The sequence below is a fragment of the Pectobacterium atrosepticum genome (assembly GCF_000740965.1).
Classification (GTDB): Bacteria; Pseudomonadota; Gammaproteobacteria; order Enterobacterales; family Enterobacteriaceae; genus Pectobacterium; species Pectobacterium atrosepticum.
This window is the reverse complement of record NZ_CP009125.1, coordinates 2,755,530-2,776,640: the sequence shown is the minus strand read 5'-3', so window position 1 is coordinate 2,776,640 and position 21,111 is coordinate 2,755,530. Positions and strand designations below refer to the sequence as shown.

Here is a 21,111-nt window from a genome sequence, read left to right as displayed (position 1 = left end):
ATGCAACTGAAACAGTCTATTTCACTGAAACAACAGGTGCTATTTCGTCAACACTGCCTGATTGACGGCGAGTGGCAGGATAGCCAAAGCGGTGAACGCCTGAATGTCATCAATCCGGCGACGGGTGAGGTGCTGGGTACAGTACCACTCGTGACGGTGTCACAAACCGAGCAGGCGATTGCCGCCGCAGAACAGGCGCTGGTTGAATGGCGTAAGAAGACGGGAAAAGAACGTGCCGTGCTATTGCAGACGTGGGCACGCCTGATTATGGACAATCAGGACGATCTGGCTGTGCTGCTGACGGCGGAGCAGGGAAAACCGCTGGCGGAAGCGCGGGGCGAAATTGCCTATGCCACCAGTTTTATCGACTGGTTTGCGGAAGAAGCTAAACGCATTGAAGGCAGCGTGCTGCAATCGCCGCAGGGGCAGCAGCGCCTGATGGTGATTAAGCAGCCCATCGGCGTGTGTGCAGCGATTACGCCGTGGAATTTTCCGGCTGCGATGATCACTCGTAAAGTCGGACCCGCGTTGGCGGCGGGCTGCACGATGATCGTTAAACCTGCGGAGCAGACGCCGTTTACCGCGCTGGCGCTGGCTGAGCTGGCGCAGCAGGCGGGTATTCCGCGCGGCGTATTGCAGGTGATTGTCGGCGACGCACAGTCCGTCGGTAAGGTGCTGTGCGATAGCCCAGTGGTGCGCAAGCTGAGCTTCACCGGTTCCACGGAAGTGGGCCGCATCCTGATGGCGCAGAGTGCGCCAACGGTGAAAAAATTGTCGCTGGAGCTAGGGGGCAACGCGCCGTTTATCGTGTTTGACGATGCCGATGTGGATCAGGCGGTGAAAGGCATTCTGGCCTCCAAATTCCGTAACAGCGGACAGACCTGCGTTTGTGCTAACCGGATCTATGTGCAGAACGGGATTTACCCGACGCTGGTAGAACGGCTGATCGAGGAAGTGCGTAAATTAAACGTGGGCGACGGTACACAGCCAGGTGTCACACAGGGGCCGCTGATTGATGACGATGCGGTCAGCAAAGTCGAGCAGCACATTGCCGATGCGTTATCGCACGGGGCAACGCTACTACTGGGCGGCCAACGCCACGAACGAGGCGGTACGTTCTTCACGCCGACCATCGTTGGCGACGTGACCCGCGAGATGCGTTTTGCGCGTGAAGAGACGTTCGGGCCAGTCGCACCGCTGTTCCGCTTCAGCGATGAAGCCGAGGTGATTGCGATGGCGAACGATACCGAGTTCGGTCTGGCTGCCTATGTCTACACGCGCGACGCGATACGCCAGTGGACGGTGCCGGAAGCACTGGACTACGGCATGGTTGGCATCAATACCGGATTGATCTCGAATGAAGTCGCGCCGTTTGGCGGGGTGAAACAGTCAGGGCTGGGCCGTGAAGGCTCACGTTTCGGTATCGAAGACTATCTGGAAATGAAATACCTTTGCGTCGATCTTTCCCGATAAGGTTTTCATCCCCATAGTCGGTAAGAAGCGCGTGTCGGCAGTCAACGTCGGCACCCGTGCGACAGACGCGCAATGCGTCTGAGTGGTGCAAGGCAATGTCGGCTTGCACCACAACATGGCAAAAATGGCGAAATACAATCAGGCATAAGGCAACACTGCGTACTACTGATGTTTCTCATCGCCGTTCCCGCCGCCGCAGTAGAAAAACATCAATGAAATTTTTGAATTGGCACAGTTTATGCTCATATTTTTTTGCATGATTACGTTGATACATGATGCATCAAGAATGCAGTACACGAAATAGAGTGTGCAAAATTGTGATACGCATTTGACCTTTACGTTGACTACCACTCCAGGAGCAAAGCAATGTCCAAACTCAATACTTCCTCCAAAGCAAAAGGGCTGTTCACGCGTCAGGCGCTGAAGAAAATAGCAGCGACGGCTTTTTTGGTGACGATGGCCTGTCAGGCGCAGGCGGAATCTGTCACGGTGATCTCATTTGGCGGTTTGAACAAAGATGCGCAGGATAAAGCGTTTTACAAACCGTTCGCCGCGGCGGGCAAAGGTACGGTAGAAGCCGGTGAGTATAACGGTGAAATGGCGCGTATCCGGGCGATGGTAGAAACCGGGCAGGTGGGCTGGGATGTCGTGGAAGTCGAAGGCCCTGAGCTGATGCGTGGCTGTAGCGAAGGGCTGTTCGAGCAGTTGGACTGGTCAAAGCTGGGCGATCAATCCCAATTTGTCAAAGGCGCAGCCACTGAGTGCGGCGCGGGGATCTTCCTGTGGTCAACCGTCTTGACCTACAACGCTGAGAAACTGAAACAGGCACCGAAAAGCTGGGCCGATTTCTGGAATGTAAAAGATTACCCCGGCAAGCGTGCGTTGCGTAAAAGCGCCAAATTTACGCTGGAAATTGCGCTGCTAGCCGATGGCGTGAAGCGTGAAGACCTCTACACGGTGCTGGCGACGCCAGAAGGTGTCGAGCGCGCCTTTAAGAAACTGAATCAGATCAAATCAAATATTCAGTGGTGGGAATCTGGTGCGCAGCCGCTGCAATGGTTGGTGTCGGGTGATGTGGTGATGACGTCCGCCTATAACGGTCGCGTCGCGGCAGCGCAGAAAGAAGGGCATGACTTCAAGATTGTCTGGGCTGACAGTATTTACGATCTGGATAGTTGGGCGATCGTTAAAGGTTCCAAGCATAAGGCACTGGCGGAGCAGTTTATTGCCTTTGCCAATCAGCCGGAAAACCAGAAGGTGTTCGCCGAGAACATTCCTTATGGCCCGACACACGTCAAGACCACCAGCCTGCTGGCTCCGGCTGTTGCCGCCAATCTGCCAACGGCTCCAGATAATCTGGCACAGGCCTTGCAAGTAGACACTGAGTTTTGGATCGATCACGGTGAAGAGTTGGAACAACGCTTCAACGCCTGGGCCGCCCAATAAAGTTGCAGTGATTTACCGTACGTGATGATGGAGAAAGAGCCTATGTCCCAGAGCGAAATCGTCGACTCTGCACCGCCTAGCGGGAGCGAGGAAGATTCGACACTGAAACAGCAACTGAGGATCGCGCAGAAAGCCTATAAGAAACGCTCTCTGCTGCTGATTGCACCGCTGTTTCTGTTTATCGTGGTGAGTTTTTTGTTCCCGATCACCTCGATTTTGGGGAAAAGCGTCTCCAATCCGGAATTGCGCGACAATATGCCGCAGACCATTGCCGCAATGCGGCTTTGGTCGGGTAACGATGTGCCGGATGAAGCGGTCTTCCGGGCGCTGGTCGGCGATCTGCGTGATGCCCGCAGCAGCGGTAAGCTAAGCACGATCACTAAACGGTTAGGGTATGAAGGGTCGGAATATCGCACGCTGATTACCCGCACATTGCGTAAGCTGCCCGCTGAGGGCAGCAGCGATATGCGTGACCAACTGATACGCGAACAGCCGATGTGGGGAGCATTATCTACCTGGCAAACGTTCGATCGCGCCGCAAGGCCTTTCACCAGCTATTACCTATTGGCGGTGTTTGACCATAAAGTTGATGCCACTACCCAGCAAATCGTTCCGCTACCTGCCGATCAGGCGCTGTATGTGGACGTGCTGCTGCGCACGTTGCTGATGGCGGGTGTCGTGACGCTGCTGTGCGTGGGGCTGGGCTATCCGCTGGCATACTGGCTGGCAAAACAGCCGTCTAACCGTGCCAACCTGTTGCTCATTCTGGTTTTACTGCCGTTCTGGACATCGCTGATTGTGCGGACGGCGAGCTGGATTGTGCTGTTGCAGTCCGGCGGGTTGATCAACCGTTCGTTGATGAGCACCGGAATTATTGATGAACCGCTGGTGTTGGTGTTCAATCGCATCGGTGTCTATATCTCGATGACCCACATCCTGCTGCCGTTTTTCATTCTGCCGTTATACGCGGTAATGAAAGGCATTTCCCCGAACTATGTGCGTGCGGCGATCTCGCTGGGGGCGCATCCGTTTATCGCGTTCTGGCGGGTTTACGTGCCACAAACGTATGCGGGGGTAACGGCGGGGGCGCTGCTGGTCTTCATGATGGCGATTGGCTACTACATTACGCCTGCGTTGTTGGGTGGGCCAAGCGACCAGATGCTGAGCTACTTTGTCGCGTTCTTCACCAATACCACCATGAACTGGGGGATGGCCGCCGCGCTGGGTACGCAATTGCTGATCATCGTGACGCTACTGTACGTGGTGTATATCCGTGTGACGCGCACCAATGCGGAAGCGGCAGCGCATTAAGTACGATATCCATAACCTTATACTGGGGAGATAACAAATGAGACAGCAGGGTGAAGTGGGTATCCGTCTGTGGAACACGTTCTTTAATTTTTACGGCGCAGCGATGTTGTTGTTTTTGATCGTCCCCGTGCTGGTGATTGTTCCGCTTTCGTTTAATGCGGGGTCGTTTCTGAGCTATCCGCTGACGGGATTTTCCCTGCGCTGGTATCGCGAGTTTTTCAACTCTAGCGAGTGGCTGGGGGCGCTGGGCAACAGCCTGCTGATTGCACCGCTGGCGACGCTGTTGGCGACGGTGCTCGGCGTATTAGCGTCAGTCGGGCTGGTACGTGGTGAATTTCGCGGCAAATCGCTGGTGATGGCGGTACTGATTTCGCCGATGATTGCGCCAGTGGTGATTGTCGCGGTAGGGATGTTTTTCTTCTTCGCCAAACTGTCGCTGCTGAACAGCTATCTGGGGCTGGTGTTAGCGCATGCGATGCTGGGCGTGCCGTTCGTGGTGATTACGGTCACGGCGGTACTAAAGAACTACGATCACAACCTGACGCGCGCAGCTGCCAGTCTGGGCGCTTCACCGTTGTTGGCTTTTCGCAAGGTAACGTTTCCGCTGATTGCGCCGGGGGTATTCTCTGGAGCGCTCTTTGCCTTTGCGACCTCGTTCGATGAGGTGATCGTCACGCTGTTTCTCGCCAGCCCGCGCCAACGCACGCTACCGCTACAGATGTTTGCCGGCATTCGTGAAAACCTCGACCCAACGATAGCCGCCGCCGCGACAATGATGGTCGGTGCGGCGCTTATCCTACTGATCGTGATGGAAATTTTACGTCGCCGTTCGGAGCGGTTACGGAGTGGGGGATAAGGTGGTTAACCACACCACGCTAGGGTGTGCCTCGTAATTCTTGTTTAGTGTTGGTGGTTTGTTTCGTGCGCTTTGATATTGGATTTCTCCCTTTGCATGGGAGAGCGCACGACCAAGGGCGGCTCAGTTGCCGTCGCCCTTGGAACCCTGGCTTTTTGGCGGTACATGATGCCGCTGCGCGGTGCCTTCAGAGATAACGTTTTCCTGACGGACCGCCAGTGACGCGTTCCCTACGCGGCACTGGCTTTCGCAGCATCCATGCTGCTCATCCTGGAAAACGTTTTCTCTTCAGCATCATTCTACGCCAAGGGAAAAATCGTTTTTTTCGCTGAAATTTTTTTCAGCTTTTTTTAAAACCAAAATGATGATGCATCAAACACCATTTTGATGTGTGCTGTGTAAAAAAATTATTGTGTAAAAGCGTTCAGGAGGTTCGGTATGACAGCGCAAAAAACGTTATTGCTGACCGGTGCCAGCCGGGGAATCGGGCATGCTACCGTTAAGCATTTCCACGCGGCGGGGTGGCGGATCTTTACCGCTTCACGCCAGAACTGGGCGGAAGAGTGCCCGTGGGCAGAAAAGCTGCTCAATCATATTCATCTCGATTTGGAAGATATCGACAGCCTGCAACAGACGCTGCCGCTGATTAAGGAAAAGCTAGGCGGGCGGTTGGATGCGCTGGTCGATAACGCAGGGATTTCACCAAAGGGTGCAGAAGGGCAACGTCTTGGCGTACGTGACACAGACTATGCGACCTGGCTGCGCGTCTTCAACGTTAACCTGTTTTCCTGTGCGCTATTGGCAAACGGCCTGTTCGATGAGCTCAAGGCTTCACAGGGCTGCGTCATTAATGTGACCTCGATTGCCGGTTCGCGCGTTCACCCCTTTGCTGGCGTGGCCTATGCCACCTCAAAAGCGGCGCTGTCTGCGCTGACGCGAGAAATGGCGTTTGATTTTGGTCCGCACGGCGTTCGTGTGAATGCGATTGCGCCGGGAGAAATTGAAACTTCGATTCTGTCGCCCGGCACGAACGACATCATCGAGCGGCAGGTGCCGATGCAGCGCTTAGGTAAGCCCGAAGAAGTGGCCAGCCTGATCTATTTTCTCTGCACGTCCGGTGCCTCTTATGTCAACGGTGCCGAAATTCATGTTAACGGAGGGCAGCATGTCTGACGGACGACTCACCGCACTTTTTCCTGCATTCCCACACCCGGCGTCCAATCAGCCCGTATTTGCCGAGGCTTCACCGCACGACGACGAGTTAATGACGCAGGCCGTACCGCAGGTTTCCTGTCAGCAGGCGTTGGCGATTGCGCAGCAAGAATATGGCTTGTCTGGGCAGATGTCGCTGCTTCAGGGCGAGCGTGATGTGAATTTCTGTCTGACGGTGACGCCAGATGAACGCTACATGCTGAAAGTCATCAATGCGGCAGAACCTGCCGACGTCAGCAATTTCCAAACCGCGCTGCTGCTGCATCTTGCCCGTCAGGCACCTGAACTGCCCGTACCGCGTATCAGGTCGACAAAAGCGGGTCAGTCGGAAACAGGCGTTGAGATCGATGGTGTACTGCTGCGTGTGCGGCTTGTGAGCTATCTGGCAGGAATGCCGCAGTATCTGGCCTCACCGTCAACGGCGCTGATGCCGCAGTTGGGGGGAACGCTGGCGCAGTTGGATAACGCGCTTCACAGCTTTACGCATCCGGCGGCAAACCGTGCGCTGCTGTGGGATATCAGCCGGGCAGAGCAGGTGCGTCCTTACCTCGATTTCGTTTCTGAACCGCAGCAGTATCAGCATCTTCAGCGTATTTTTGACCGTTATGACAGTAACGTTGCTCCTCTGTTGACGACGCTACGTCGTCAGGTCATTCATAACGATCTGAATCCGCATAACGTGCTGGTGGATGGATCGTCGCCGACGCGGGTTACTGGCATTATCGATTTTGGCGATGCCGTATTTGCCCCGTTAATTTGCGAAGTCGCGACGGCACTGGCGTATCAGATCGGCGATGGAACCGATTTGTTGGAGCATGTTGTGCCGTTTGTTGCGGCCTATCACCAACGCATTCCGTTAGCACCGGAGGAGATTGCGCTGTTACCCGATCTGATAGCGACCCGTATGGCGCTGACCCTGACCATTGCGCAGTGGCGAGCATCGCGTTATCCCGACAATCGGGAGTATCTGCTGCGTAACGTGCCGCGCTGTTGGCACAGTTTGCAGCGCATTGCGACCTATTCCCATGCGCAATTTTTGACTCGCCTACAGCAGGTTTGCCCGGAGAATGCGCGATGAACCAGAAAGGAATGACGTCTGAAATGACAGCGACAGAAGCTTTGCTGGCGCGCCGTCAGCGAGTGTTGGGCGGCGGTTATCGCCTGTTTTATGAAGAGCCGCTGCATGTCGCGCGCGGCGAGGGCGTGTGGCTGTTCGATCACCAAGGGAAACGTTATCTGGATGTCTACAATAATGTGGCTTCGGTCGGACATTGCCACCCCGTGGTGGTTGAAGCCGTGGCGCGACAGAGCGCACAACTCAATACCCACACGCGCTATTTGCACCACGCGATTGTCGATTTTGCGGAAGATTTGCTGAGCGAATTTCCCGCCGAATTGAACAATGTAATGCTGACCTGTACCGGCAGTGAGGCTAACGATCTGGCGCTGCGTATCGCCCGACATGTCACGGGCGGGACGGGGATGTTGGTGACGCGCTGGGCGTATCACGGCGTGACCAGCGCGCTGGCGGAACTGTCTCCGTCGCTGGGGGATGGCGTTGTGCGCGGTAGCCATGTGAAGCTGATCGACGCGCCAGACACTTATCGTCAGCCCGGTGCATTTCTTACCAGCATTCGTGAAGCGCTGGCGCAGATGCAACGGGAAGGTATTCGTCCTGCGGCGCTGCTGGTAGATACCATTTTTTCCAGCGATGGCGTGTTCTGTGCGCCGGAAGGCGAAATGGCACAGGCGGCGGCGTTGATCCGTCAGGCGGGCGGGCTGTTTATTGCGGATGAAGTGCAGCCGGGCTTCGGGCGCACCGGGGAATCACTGTGGGGCTTTGCGCGCCACAATGTCGTCCCTGATTTGGTGAGTCTAGGGAAACCGATGGGCAACGGACATCCCATCGCTGGATTGGTGGGGCGTTCCGCTCTGTTCGACGCATTTGGGCGCGATGTGCGCTATTTCAATACCTTTGGCGGCAATCCGGTTTCCTGTCAGGCGGCGCACGCGGTGCTGCGGGTGATTCGGGAAGAGCAGTTGCAGCAGAATGCCCAGCGGGTCGGTGATTATCTGCGGCAAGGGTTGCAGCAACTGGCGCAGCATTTCCCGCTGATTGGTGATATTCGGGCTTACGGCCTGTTTATTGGTGCGGAGCTGGTCAGCGATCGCGAAAGTAAAACGCCGGCAAGTGAATCCGCGTTGCAGGTGGTGAATGCGATGCGCCAACGTGGTGTGCTCATCAGCGCGACGGGGCCAGCGGCGAACATACTGAAAATTCGCCCGCCGCTGGTGTTTCTGGAAGAACACGCCGATGTGTTCTTAACCACGCTGAGTGACGTTTTAGCGCTCATCGGCACTCGTGCACAGAGATAATCGATTGTGCGGTTACGGTGAAAAGGACAGGGCGTTAGATACGAAACGCCGCCACGGCATGACTGAGTTCACCTGCCCGTTCGGACAATGAACCCGCGGCAGCGGCGGCTTCGTTAACCAGTGCGGCGTTTTGCTGCGTCACCGTTTCCATCTGTGAAATTGCGGTATTAATCTGCCCTATGCCCAGGCTTTGCTCATTGCTGGCGGTGGAAATTTCGGTCACGAGCGACGCCACTCGTTTTATGTCCTCCACCACGCTTTGAATCGTGTTGCCAGCGTCAATGACGATAGTGTGGCCAAGGTTCGCCTGTTCGACGGACGTCCCGATCAGGTTTTTAATCTCTTTGGCCGCGTTTGCACTGCGTTGCGCCAACGTGCGGACTTCGCCTGCGACGACGGCAAAGCCTCTGCCTTGTTCTCCTGCCCGAGCCGCTTCCACGGCGGCGTTCAGTGCGAGGATGTTGGTTTGGAAAGCGATTCCGTCTATCACGCTGATGATGTTGGTTATTTTATCTGCGGATGACACCATCAGCTGCATCGCTGATGTCACATCGCCCATCATCTTGCCCCCATCGACAGCGCGCTGTGAGGCGGTTGTTGCCAGCTGGCTGGCGTGAGCGGCATGCGTAGCATTCTGTTTGACGGAGGAGGTCATCTGTTCCATTGACGCCGCCGTCTCTTCCAGTGAACTAGCCTGCTGTTCGGTTCGAGAGGAGAGGTCGATATTGCCGCTGCTAATCTGGCTGGATGCCGTCGCAATAATGTCGGCGTTACTGTGTACGCGTTCTACGATGTCCGTCAGATTCAACACCATTTCCCGCAGCGCGGTTTGCAACTGTCCCATTTCATCACGTGAAGTAATCGCGATACGATGGGTCAGGTCGCCACTCGCTACCTTTCTTGCTAAATCCACTGCATTTTTTATCGGTACGGCAATTGAAACAATCAACCGCCAGCCGGATAAGGCAACGATAACGATGCCCGCCAGAAGGATAATCACTACGGAAAATAATAGTTTATTGAAGCTACTTTGTGATTCGGAATAGAGTTCCTGACCAACGTCAGATTGTAATTTAATCAGCCGATCGGCAATTTTTTGCAGGGGCGCATATTCGCTTTTTAATGTGTGATTGATAATGTTTTCTAACGCGTCTTTATCATTTTTCTGTATTGCATTAATGGCAAGGGTAATGACTTTATCGTTGTACTGCTTGTATAACATGGAAAACTGTTCTTCTAATATTTTTTCGTCACCAGTTAAATACGTCTTACTGTATAAATCCCATTGGGTATCATAAATTTTTTGCGCTTCCGCAATGTGCGCCAACCCCGTTTTGACATTGTCTGGCTGTGAGAGATCAACGCTCGCGATTTCAAACATCACGCTATTTACCTGTCTGGTTATATTATCCAGATAACCCAGCGCGATCAGTCGATCCTGATACAGGGTCTTCATCGACTGATTGGTATTATTCATGCCAAACAAGCCGGTAAGAGAGACAACCGAAAGCAATAATGCCATTAACAACATAACCGAAATTAATTTAAGTTTAATGCTCATAAGTACCTCTAAATTACTCCAAGATAAGGAGCGGTATTCTTATATCGACGAAATGAGGAGAATGTTTATGCTGGGGTAAACTAAAATTTTAAAATGGCATTAGGGGACTTGTAATAGCATTTGTTTACATTGATTTACAAAACGTTCGATATTCTATGCTGAATGATAAAAAATAGTTAATATATTATTCTGTCCGGAAAGTTACCGTTACAGCTAAGTGAAGTAAATAATAATCACGGCAAAGCCACGGAGTCAGTATGGTGACTTCATTTTATCGCCAGAATAGCTATGTTTAAAAAAGAACGGTTTGTTTTAAAAAATGAAAAGATACAGGGAATTAAGAGAATAACGAGGGTAATAAATTTCCGTTACTCATTTTTATATCCTTATCACACCCTCTTCCTCTGCGCGAGAAAATGCGGAGGAAGAGGGGGAACGGTTAAGGATGTTGAGCCAATTGCACGGCCTCATGGAGATTGAGGCGCTGCCAGAAATTCTGCGCACCGTTATCACCCGGCGCGCCGGAGAGTGGGTAGCCATCGGCCAGCGCAGTTTTCACCATCAAATTTCTGCGTTGGGCGGCAGAGAGCTGTGGCAGCACGGCGTCGAGCAGCACCTCTGCACCTTCGGGAACGCTAACCGTAGACGTTGCGCCAGGCTGAGCAGGCAGCCCGTACGTCATGGTGTAGTGATAAAAGGTTTTCATTTCCGGTGCCGCGTAAGGATCGTCCTGCGGGGCATTCTTGGCGCAGGCGCTCAACGTGGTACCACAGGCTTTCTCTAACGCGCTGCGTAACTCGACCTTGGCCTGTTCAAACAGCCGACGATACTGTGGATCGTTGAGATAATGTGCCACGTTACGTTCGGCAATCATCCGTGAACCTATGACGTCCAATGGGTAATGAACGCCCAGCACGACGCGTGAATAGCCATAGCGTGCGCCGCGATCGATTAGCGGGACGAAGCGTTCAGGGATCATTTCCGCTAACAGTAGGGCATCGGTATAGCCGGTGTTGGTATGGCCGCTCGGAAACGCGCCACCGGTTGCGGTATAGGGTTTGTTATCGCCGATTACAGCAGTATCTGGCACCAGATGAATCGTGTTATTTGGCTGTAGAAAAGGACGAGGATAGTTGAAATGCAGTTTTGCGGCGGACGTGCTGACGCCTGATAACTTGAGTAACACGGCGGCCTTCCGTATTTCACCGTGGTTATAGGCGGTGATAAATACCTTGCCCAGCCTCGGGCCTAGCGCATCCGCCAGATAATAGAGATATCCCTGGCCTTCAGCATCGACGACTGCCTGCTCACGTTGTCCCGTGGTGGCTTCACGATTAATGCGTGTAACGATAGCCGTGTTTTGCTGCAACACATCAGTAGAAAGGTGTGAGAAGGATTCCAATAGCGCAATGCCTGCCTGCTGGTTGGCTTTGACTGCGAAGTCATATCCGCTGGCATTCAGCCAGTTGATATCCGCCATTTGTGATGTTTCTTGCGCCTGCGCTAACTGCGCACGGGTGAGCTGCGGCGCATCGCCTTGGATTGCTTTGCGCAGCGCGGCCTGAATGGTTTGTTCCAGTTCAATAACGTGAGGACGGTTACTGGCCTGCGTGGTGGAATCCACAATGGTGCTGATAGTCGCGCTGTCCGGCTGGGGCGAGGCGGCAATCCCAGAAAGCGGTAGCAGAAAAAGACTGGTGATTGGTAACACTCTGATCGTCGCAAGCATAGTCGTGCGATAACGCATGATGGCATCCTTATGGGGAGGACAAACGTTTGTCGGTGCGGGATCAGGCTAGGCGCTGATTGTGATGGTAATGTTTCAGGATATATTTTGAGATACTTATCAAAGAATTATCATGATTTGTTATGTTTGGTGACGCAGTAAACGTCAACGGCATAAACAAAGATGGCGGGGATATATAGAAGAAAAAGACATAAAAGAGTTTCTAAAAAACAGAAGGGTGATTTGCTTTTTTTATCATTGACGCAAAGCTCATTTCTCTCTAACTTAAACAGACGAATATTTTTTAATATTTTATTGATTTATAAGAAATTAATCTAATTATAACAAAAATGGCAGCCATAAATAGCCCGGTTATTCCTCAATGCAAAAAAGGCGATGAAGAGCCTATCTCTGTTCAAAATAATAAGTGAAACAGTTCCGTGGGATAGGTTTAACGCACGCTAATGCGAAATGATTTTACCCACGAACAAAGGTTTCCCTACATCAAACAGGCTTACCTTGCGTATGCCAACGTCATATGTCTTAAAATAGTCAGTAACAGCAGGAGTGAGTCAGGTAATGATTCGGTTAGAAAACGTGAGCGTTGATTTTCCCGCCGGTAAAGATGCACAGTCCAGGGCGGTGAACAACGTCAACCTGACCATTCAACAGGGTGAAGTTTTTGGGATTGTTGGCACCAGCGGCGCGGGGAAAAGTACGCTGTTGCGGACGATCAATTTATTGCAGCGCCCAACCGAAGGGCGCGTGTTTCTGGGCGATACGCTGATCAGCGATGCTTCTGGCCGTGAATTGCGCCAGCATCGTCAGCGTATCGGGATGATCTTCCAGCATTTTAATCTAATGCATACCCGCAATGTGTATGACAACGTGGCGTTCAGCCTGCGTGCCGCGGGCAAGAGTAAAGAAGAGATTGCCTCGCGCGTGCCGGAAATTCTGGCGCTGGTCGGGTTGCAGGATAAAGAGGCCTCGTATCCAGCGCAGTTGAGTGGTGGGCAGAAACAGCGTGTAGGCATCGCCCGTGCCATTGCCAACCATCCCGAAGTGCTGCTGTGTGATGAACCTACCTCGGCGCTGGATCTGGAAACGTCAGCGTCTATTCTGGCGTTATTGAAAAGTATTAATGTTCGGTTAGGTATCACAATCGTGCTGATTTCCCATGAAATGAGCGTGATTAAAAGTATTTGTCAGCGCATGGCGGTGATGACGGGCGGAAATATTGTGGAAGAGGGTGAGGTCTTTACGATCTTCTCTGCGCCTCAACACGCCTACACCAAACAGCTGGTTAGCCATACCACGCCGATCGAATTACCTGAGCGTTTTAAGCAGAATAATAAAGGTGTCCTGCTGAAAATACTCTTCGCCGATGATTCGGTAGAACAACCGATATTATCCGACGTTGCGCAGCGGTTTCAGGTATCGGTGAATATTCTGCACGGGAATATTGAGTACATTAACGATCGCGCATTGGGGCATATTATCGCCCAGATTTCATATCGTGACGATCCAGCAGCAGAAAATCTCGCGGCGGCTATTACTTATATTCGACAGAATACCTTTGGGGTGGAGGTCATCAATGACTGAGTTAATAGGTGAATTAATCTTCGCCTTCGGTGAAACCTTCACGATGGTGTGTATTTCAACGCTTTGTGCGGTGATATTCGGCTTGCCGTTAGGTATTGCGATTTATGTGACCGATCGTCATTTGTTCTGGCAGAACCGTTTTATCTATCTGGTATCTACCGTTTTGGTGAATATCATCCGCTCGATCCCGTTTGTGATCCTGCTGGTGCTACTGTTGCCATTAACACAACTGCTGCTGGGGAACACAATAGGGCCTGTTGCGGCGGCGGTACCGATGTCTGTGGCGGCGATTGCGTTTTATGCCCGACTGGTGGATTCCGCGCTGCGTGAAGTTGATCCGGGTATTGTTGAAGCGGCTGAGGCTTTTGGTGCCAGCCCGACGCGCATCATCGCGACCGTGCTCTTGCCTGAAGCCTTGGCGGGATTGTTACGCGGCCTGACGATCACGCTGGTCAGCCTGATTGGTTACTCGGCGATGGCCGGAATTGTGGGCGGCGGCGGTGTCGGCGATTTGGCGATCCGCTTCGGCTATTATCGCTATGAAACCGAAGTCATGGTTGTGACGGTGATTGCATTGGTGGTACTGGTGCAGGTCGTACAAACGCTGGGCGATATGCTCTCGCGACGGGCGAATAAGCGCGAACGCCGCTAAGCCGCGACAGAATACGTTATTCAGGACAGCAGAGAGATGTCATGAAAATAGACAAAATTGTATTACGAAAAATGAAAATGGCGCTCAAAACGCCATTTACCACCAGCTTTGCGACGCAGACGGAGAAACACTTCTCCATCGCGGAAATTCACGCGGGTGGGCAGATTGGTTACGGCGATTGTTCCGCCATTTCCCTGCCATTTTATAACGAAGAAACCAACGTCACCGCCTGGCATATTATGCGTGACTTCCTGATCCCGATGATTAAGCAGGCTGGAGATATTGAGCACCCTTCGCAGGTTCGCGATATTTTCGCTCCGGTAAAGCGTAATAACTGCGCTAAAGCGGCAATCGAAGGTGGCATCTGGGATGCTTACGCAAAGATAAAAGGTGTCCCACTGCATCAATTACTGGGCGGCGTACGGGATAAAGTCGAAGCGGGTGTCAGTATCGGTATTCAGGAAACGCCCGATAAATTAGTCAGCGTGGTCGATAATTTCCTGAAGGAAGGCTACAAGCGCATCAAAATAAAAATCAAGCCGGGAAAAGATTACGACTATATTGCGGCGCTGCGTCAGGAATTTGGTGATATTACGCTGATGGTGGATGCCAATTCCGCCTATACGCTGGACGATATCGATTTCTTTAAGCGCATCGATAAATTCAATCTACTGATGATTGAACAACCGCTGGCGCACGACGATATTATCGACCACCGCAAACTTCAGGCAGCGGTGAACACGCCTATCTGCTTGGATGAAAGTATTGCGTCGGTAGAAGATGCTCGTAAAGCAATAGAGCTGGGCAGCGCCAAAATCATCAATATCAAAGTGGCGCGCGTGGGCGGTATTACTGAAACCAAGCTGATTCATGATTACTGTCAGGCGCACAATATTCCGGTGTGGTGCGGCGGTATGCTGGATACGGCGGTCGGTAAAGCGCACAACATTGCGGTGTCTACGCTGCCGAACTTTATCTATGCGCACGATATTCCGCCATCTTCCCGCTACTGGCATGAAGACTTCATGCTGCCGTTTGTCGAATTAGACAACGACAGCTGTGTCGCGGTGCCAAATAAACCGGGAATCGGCTTTGATATCAAGCCTGAACTGTACGACAAATATTGCTACGGACAGGAAACCTTTTTGTTTTAACTATTTGTTAAATAAAAACTTTAAAGTTAGTAAGCAGTAAAGCGTTATCCAACACCAGGGAATAACGTCATAAAAATAGAACAGGGCGCTACAGACGCCCATAATCGTTATACGACATGGCAACAGAGAGCGTGGGATAGAAGAGTAAAGCGTCCGCGCCAGGGATGGCGCGGCTCGAGCGTACAGGGATGTATTCACCGCGTCTTTACGATCTACCCACGTTCTCTGCCCGCCTTACTGCGTCATCAATATCATGGCACCTATTGCGCCCAAAATAATGATAAAGACTGACTAAATCGGACAGACAGGAACGCGACAATGCGATTGAAAAAACTCATTCCACTCATGCTGGCGTTGGGCATTTCTCAGGCTTACGCAGCAGATTCAGGCAAAGAAATCACCATCGGCGTATCGCCGGGGCCGTATGGCGATATGGTCACGAAAACGATCAAGCCGGAAATGGTGAAAAAAGGCTACGACGTGAAAGTGCGGGAATTCAGCGACTACATCCAGCCGAATCTGGCGCTGTCGAATAACAGTATCGACGCCAACCTGTTCCAAAACCGCCGCTACCTTGACCGCTTCAGCGCGGATAAAGGGCTGAAACTGGCGGAAGTGATCACCGTGCCGACGGCCAGCATGGGCTTTTACTCCAACAAAGTGCGCTCGCTGAATGAACTGAAAGCCGGAGATATCATTACGTTACCGAACGATCCGTCAAATCTGGCACGCTCGCTGGATTTCCTGCAAAAATACGGCCTCATCAAGATCAATCCAGACATTACGCCGACCAAAGCATCGCTGCGTGATATCAAGGAAAACCCGAAAGGGCTGGTCTTTAAACCGCTGGAAGCGGCACAGATACCACGTGCGCTGGGCGGTGTAACGGGTTCGCTGATTAATGCCAATTTCGCGATTTCCGCAGGTCTGAATCTGTCTGACGCCATTCAACTGGATGTGCTGCCGGAAGACCTGAAAAACATGATCGTCGTGCGTGCGGAAGATACCGACAAACCGTTTGCTCAGGATCTGAAAGCCGCCGTTCAATCCCCAGAATTCGCCGCGTTCTTTGCGGACAAAAACTCAATGTTTCACGCGTTCCAGAAGCCTGAGTGGATGAAGAAGTAATTGACCTTTCAAGCTGCCAGTGACCTATTGCTCGTCGGTCACTGGCTTCTTCACTGAACGTGTCTCAACCAGCAAACTCCCTCCTAGCCAACATACTTTGTTAACTCAAAGATAAAAATATTTCAAGTATTGTAATTTTTTGTATAAATGTCATTCTTCGTAAGATTTATCAACACAACATAACGAGGATTTAATGAAAAAAATACTTTCTGCTGCTGTATTGGCGCTGGTGCTGACCGGATGTGCCCAACAAACGTTTACAGTCAAGAATGCCGCTGTTGCAACACCTAAACAGGTGACAACACATCACTTCTTCGTCTCTGGGATTGGTCAGAAGAAAACTATTGATGCTGCGGCGGTATGTGGCGGTGCTGATAAAGTTGCTCGCACTGAAACACAGACGACCTTTGTTAACGGTTTACTTGGGGTGGTGACATTCGGGATTTATACGCCGAGAGAAGCACGCGTTTATTGCTCAATCTAAATTAAAGACGGCTTTTATATAAGTCTGTCTTACGATAAAGCCATCTCCTATCGAGATGGCTTTATTTTTTTGCCCCGTTAGCTGTTTGCAACTAACAACTTCCTCTGTAGCCATATTTAGCGTGTCCAGCAATGTCACACGGCTATGCCGTTTGGGCACGATAGGGCGTGTCACTTAGGCTACTGTTCTGGTAGCTGTTCAAAATAAATCTATCAGGTGTAATAACGGTTCAAACTCAAACCTGCGTTATTGATTTAGCTGTTAGGAGGTGAGGACTCGCTCTGAATAGCGTGACGGTTATTTCTTTGTTCACAACTTATCTATAAACGTTTCATCTTAGTGCAACGAAACGGAAACAAGCATCCTTACAGTGCAATATTGCGCTATAGACTCACGCAAAGCCCTCTAAATTCAATCAATGATGATCTGGCACATAGTTTGCTTCGTTTACGAACGTTCGTTCGGTTAGTTGTCGTGTTTGTTAACTACGCCGCCGAGCCTAAACGTTTGAGTCAGCTGCTTTTAATAACTATCAACGATTCATCTGCGTGAGACATTAAAAATGAGCTTGGAAACCAAAGAATTTATCGACCTATCCGCCTCATCTAGTGAGCACAAACTCACTGGCCAGATGGGAGCTGTGAGTCTGGCACTTACCGTACTGGCTTTTTCAGCCCCGCTTACCACCGTATCTGGATACATTCCGGTAGCAATGATGTTTGGAGGAGTGGCCGCACCTTTGGTGTTTATGATCATAACCGCTGTCATTTTGCTATTCGCTGTTGGTTACACTGCAGTCATTAATGCTGTTAATCGTCCCGGTGACTTCTATTCTTTCATCAGCTTCGGACTGGGTAAATCAGTAGGTTTGGGAGCAGGGTTAATGGCTGCAGTCTCTTATTTCCTTCTTCTTGCTGGTGTCGCGTCTTTTTTTGGGGTGTCGGCATCTGAGCTTATGAAAGGGATAACTGGAAGTTCATTACCCTGGTATGCCTATGCGCTAATTTGTTGGGCAGCGGTTGCATTACTGGGCTATTTGCATGTTGAACTTTCTGCAAAAGTATTGTCATGGGTTATGCTTAGCGAAGTGATAATTTGTCTGGTTTTTTCTGGGAGCATCATCGGTAGTGGGGATATAGCGATTCCTACTTTCGCTCCATTTGCCGTATCTGAATTGACCGCAGAAGGGGCTAATATTCCTTTTGCTATGCTCTTTGCGGTATCTTTCTTTATTGGGTTCGAAGCAACAGCGTTGTTTCGTGATGAGGTTCGCTCTCCAGAGAAAACGATTCCGAGAGCGACGTACGGAGCGATTATTTTCATTGGAACGATTTATACCATTTGCGCCTATGCTTTAATTGCGGCTTATGGACCGGAAGTGAGAACTATCGCTCAAAATGCTCCAGCGACTATGTTCTCAGATGCATTTTCGAAATATATAAGCCCGAAGCTAAGCATGATTGTTGCTGTTTTAGTATTGACCTCGTCATTCGCCTGTGTGCTCTCTATCCATAATGTGTTGTCACGCTATCTGCATAATCTTGGTACAGATGGCGCATTCCCCCGAGTGTTGCGTAGAGTGCATCCTCGGCATGCTTCACCTTATGTTGCATCATTGAGTGTTTCTGCTCTGGTTCTTTTGGTTATGGCACCGTTCATTATCAGCGGCGCACAACCTGATGTTCTTTATGGACAGTTGTCTGGCGTAGGCACTGCTGGGATCATCATGTTGATGACAGTCGTTTGTATTGCCTCACTGGTTTGGTATTTCCGTGTTGGTCGTCCTGAAAAACTCAGTGTTGTCAGATTATTTATGGCTCCCGTTATTTCAGGTGTTTTCTTTATTGGTTTGACAGTGTTGGTTACTAAAAACTTTGATCTTCTCGTGGGGGGAGAACCCGGTGAACGCCGCTGGATGCTTTATTGTCTGCTAGGTGTGCTTTTCGTTGGTATGGGATTAGCTCAGTTTTATAAGAAGAAGTATCCAAAAGTATATGAGTGCCTTGGACGCTCACATTTATAATCATAAAAAGTACGTCTTATGACAGCCGCTTTTGCGGCTGTCATATTGTAATAAGGTATTGAATCCAGAGTTTACACATTGAGTATTAAATCTTTAGGATTCCTGCCGCAATTCTTTCCGCGTAGCGAATACATTCTTCGAGATTCTCTTGGCTATCATCCCACTTCCACCAACTGTTCGCTCCATCGAGTGTTACACGAATTATCTTAGATTTCTGTTTTGCATCATCGATACCTAGATCCGTTGCAATTGATTCATACATAAAATCACAGAAGGATAGCCACTCAATCATCTCAGAGCGTAGGTCTGTTGGTAGAATACTTCCCAGTCGATCCGTAGCCATTAGCATATCAAATAGATCATTTTCAGGATGTTTTATCTGCTGAATGATATGTACTCGAATGAGTGCTGACCAGTATTCTTCCAATGTTTCACTTTGGCTCAACCCTTCCTTAACCGCCATAGCAAAGGAATAGTAATGCCACCGAAACGCTGAAGAAACAATCTGATCTTTGCCGGCAGGAAAGTGGGAATACATTGTAGGTGGTTTTAAATCAACAGCTTTAGCTAGGCTACGCATTGAAACGGCATCATAACCGTCTTTAGTGGCTATTTTAAGAAAAGCCTGAAGAATTGATAATTTGCTTTTAGAAAAATTTCCCCATTCAAAGGAAGTAAGATAGACGTCCAATCTCTGTAGCATTTTTCTCGTTGTGGTAAGGGAATGCATAATTATCGCGTATGTAAGGGAAAACCACACTTTACAATAAAAAACACATTCAGCCTAAAGTGAAACGAGTATCGGTAATGGGAATATTGTTGGTTTTATTACGCTAAGCCGTCACTTGGCAAAAAAATTATGTGCCAAGACGGCGCGAAATATACCAAATACCTAGCCCGCCTATCGCCATTGCTGCACCGATATATCCTGTTGAGGTCCATCCATACCCTGCGGAGATCGCGATTCCGCCTAGCCATGGACCAACCGCATTGGCGATGTTGAACGCAGCATGATTAGACGCTGCGGCTAGAGAAGGGGCACTACTTGCTACTTCCAGAAGTCGAATTTGCAGAGCAGGTGCGAGAGCCATGAGACAACCTACCAAAAGAATTGATATAGCTGCGTATAAAGTCCCGTGCATTGCAGATGGGTAAATGAACATACAAACAGCACTCCCTGCTAAAATTATGCCCACAGAATCAAAACCAAAGCGGTCACATAGTCGACCACCAATTACGTTACCCACGACCGTACCAATGCCAAATAACACCAGCATCAATGGCACCCCGTGAGGAGATAGTTTGGTAATGTTGGTTAGCGCTGGCGCAAGATAGCTATATACGCAGAACATACCTGCAAACCCAACAGCCGCAATTCCCAACGTAAGCCAAACTTGAATATTCATCATTGCCTGTAACTCAATCTGTGGTGCGCTACGTTTCTCATTTGGATTGGGGGGAAGAAAGAGGGCGATCATGATCAGAGTTAACATGGCAAGTATGCAGACCATAACGAACGCCCATCGCCACCCAAATACCTGACCGATGAATGTTGCTGAGGGAGTACCGACAACAATTGATAACGTCACGCCTAACATAAAACGACTTATTGCTCTGGCTCTTTGATGCAGGGGGACAGAAGAGGCAACAACAAACCCAGCTACGCCGAAATATGCACCATGAGGAATGCCGCTTAGGAAGCGTGCGAAGAAAAGGCTGCTAAAACTAGTAGAAAAAACGGTAGCAAAATTACCAATTATTACTAGCGTCATCGTTAATAGCAGTAAACTTCGTCGCGACAACTTTGCACCCAACAATGTTAGAAGGGGGGCACCGACTATAGCGCCGAGAGCATAAGCACTGATTACACCAGCGGCACGTGTTTCCGTTATGCCAGAAGAACGGGCGATATCAGGAAGCAGGCCCATTGATGCGAATTCAGTCGCCCCTAATGCAAAGCCACCAAGTGCAAGTGCGATCTCCAGCAGACGTACTCTTTGCTTTTTCAGCATATCCTGTGTTCTGGCCACGTTTTTAATCACCTTGAATTTTCTTCATACATTCAAAATAAACGCCACACCATCTTTTAAGATGATTAAACATTCAT

17 protein-coding genes are annotated in these 21,111 nt (G+C 50.6%); 13 read left to right on the top strand and 4 right to left on the bottom strand.

The window, feature by feature from the left end:
• The 7 genes from GZ59_RS12275 to GZ59_RS12245 all read left to right on the top strand — a co-directional run bounded on the left by GZ59_RS12275 (position 1) and on the right by GZ59_RS12245 (position 8,674).
• On the top strand, positions 1 to 1,473 hold the full coding sequence (locus tag GZ59_RS12275; protein ID WP_039292098.1) for an NAD-dependent succinate-semialdehyde dehydrogenase: 1,473 nt from the start codon (positions 1 to 3) through the stop codon (positions 1,471 to 1,473).
• A gap of 366 nt (positions 1,474 to 1,839) precedes the next feature.
• Entirely contained in the window at positions 1,840 to 2,919 is a 1,080-nt protein-coding gene (locus GZ59_RS12270; RefSeq protein ID WP_011093617.1) for an ABC transporter substrate-binding protein, read from the top strand.
• 42 nt (positions 2,920 to 2,961) lie between these two features.
• Complete coding sequence (locus GZ59_RS12265; RefSeq protein ID WP_011093618.1) at positions 2,962 to 4,230, top strand: ABC transporter permease; 1,269 nt, start codon at positions 2,962 to 2,964, stop codon at positions 4,228 to 4,230.
• A gap of 37 nt (positions 4,231 to 4,267) precedes the next feature.
• Positions 4,268 to 5,086, top strand: coding sequence for an ABC transporter permease (locus GZ59_RS12260; RefSeq protein WP_011093619.1), 819 nt, complete (start codon positions 4,268 to 4,270; stop codon positions 5,084 to 5,086).
• A 438-nt stretch (positions 5,087 to 5,524) separates the two neighbouring features.
• On the top strand, positions 5,525 to 6,259 hold the full coding sequence (locus GZ59_RS12255; RefSeq protein WP_011093620.1) for an SDR family NAD(P)-dependent oxidoreductase: 735 nt from the start codon (positions 5,525 to 5,527) through the stop codon (positions 6,257 to 6,259).
• On the top strand, positions 6,252 to 7,376 hold the full coding sequence (locus GZ59_RS12250) for a phosphotransferase (RefSeq protein WP_011093621.1): 1,125 nt from the start codon (positions 6,252 to 6,254) through the stop codon (positions 7,374 to 7,376). Before GZ59_RS12255 ends, GZ59_RS12250 begins: the two co-directional genes overlap by 8 nt.
• Complete coding sequence (locus GZ59_RS12245; RefSeq protein WP_039292094.1) at positions 7,373 to 8,674, top strand: aspartate aminotransferase family protein; 1,302 nt, start codon at positions 7,373 to 7,375, stop codon at positions 8,672 to 8,674. The genes GZ59_RS12250 and GZ59_RS12245 overlap by 4 nt, the downstream gene beginning before the upstream one ends.
• Before the next feature lie 34 nt (positions 8,675 to 8,708).
• On the opposite strand, the gene GZ59_RS12240 is transcribed toward GZ59_RS12245, so the two are convergent.
• Entirely contained in the window at positions 8,709 to 10,235 is a 1,527-nt protein-coding gene (locus GZ59_RS12240) for a methyl-accepting chemotaxis protein (protein ID WP_011093623.1), read from the bottom strand.
• A 439-nt stretch (positions 10,236 to 10,674) separates the two neighbouring features.
• A complete protein-coding gene (locus GZ59_RS12235) occupies positions 10,675 to 11,982 on the bottom strand; it encodes an acid phosphatase (RefSeq protein WP_011093624.1) in 1,308 nt (435 codons plus the stop codon).
• A 558-nt stretch (positions 11,983 to 12,540) separates the two neighbouring features.
• Between GZ59_RS12235 and GZ59_RS12230 the strand changes: the two genes are divergently transcribed.
• The 6 genes from GZ59_RS12230 to GZ59_RS12205 all read left to right on the top strand — a co-directional run bounded on the left by GZ59_RS12230 (position 12,541) and on the right by GZ59_RS12205 (position 19,004).
• Positions 12,541 to 13,563, top strand: coding sequence for a methionine ABC transporter ATP-binding protein (locus GZ59_RS12230; RefSeq protein ID WP_011093625.1), 1,023 nt, complete (start codon positions 12,541 to 12,543; stop codon positions 13,561 to 13,563).
• Complete coding sequence (locus GZ59_RS12225) at positions 13,556 to 14,215, top strand: methionine ABC transporter permease (RefSeq protein ID WP_011093626.1); 660 nt, start codon at positions 13,556 to 13,558, stop codon at positions 14,213 to 14,215. Before GZ59_RS12230 ends, GZ59_RS12225 begins: the two co-directional genes overlap by 8 nt.
• Before the next feature lie 41 nt (positions 14,216 to 14,256).
• Complete coding sequence (gene menC / locus GZ59_RS12220) at positions 14,257 to 15,369, top strand: o-succinylbenzoate synthase (RefSeq protein WP_011093627.1); 1,113 nt, start codon at positions 14,257 to 14,259, stop codon at positions 15,367 to 15,369.
• Between the two features lie 318 nt (positions 15,370 to 15,687).
• Positions 15,688 to 16,497, top strand: a complete 810-nt coding sequence (locus GZ59_RS12215) for a MetQ/NlpA family ABC transporter substrate-binding protein (RefSeq protein ID WP_039292089.1) — start codon at positions 15,688 to 15,690, stop codon at positions 16,495 to 16,497.
• 193 nt (positions 16,498 to 16,690) lie between these two features.
• Entirely contained in the window at positions 16,691 to 16,981 is a 291-nt protein-coding gene (locus GZ59_RS12210; RefSeq protein WP_011093629.1) for a Bor family protein, read from the top strand.
• Positions 16,982 to 17,543: 562 nt separating this feature from the next.
• Positions 17,544 to 19,004 (top strand): APC family permease, encoded by a 1,461-nt coding sequence (locus GZ59_RS12205; RefSeq protein WP_011093630.1) that lies wholly within the window; start codon positions 17,544 to 17,546, stop codon positions 19,002 to 19,004.
• An 85-nt stretch (positions 19,005 to 19,089) separates the two neighbouring features.
• On the opposite strand, the gene GZ59_RS12200 is transcribed toward GZ59_RS12205, so the two are convergent.
• The gene (locus tag GZ59_RS12200) at positions 19,090 to 19,707 is read right to left on the bottom strand and encodes a TetR/AcrR family transcriptional regulator (RefSeq protein ID WP_051122296.1); all 618 of its coding nucleotides are present in this window, start codon (positions 19,705 to 19,707) and stop codon (positions 19,090 to 19,092) included.
• A 154-nt stretch (positions 19,708 to 19,861) separates the two neighbouring features.
• Positions 19,862 to 21,034 (bottom strand): MFS transporter, encoded by a 1,173-nt coding sequence (locus GZ59_RS12195; protein WP_011093632.1) that lies wholly within the window; start codon positions 21,032 to 21,034, stop codon positions 19,862 to 19,864.
• Between the last annotated feature and the right edge of the window lie 77 nt (positions 21,035 to 21,111).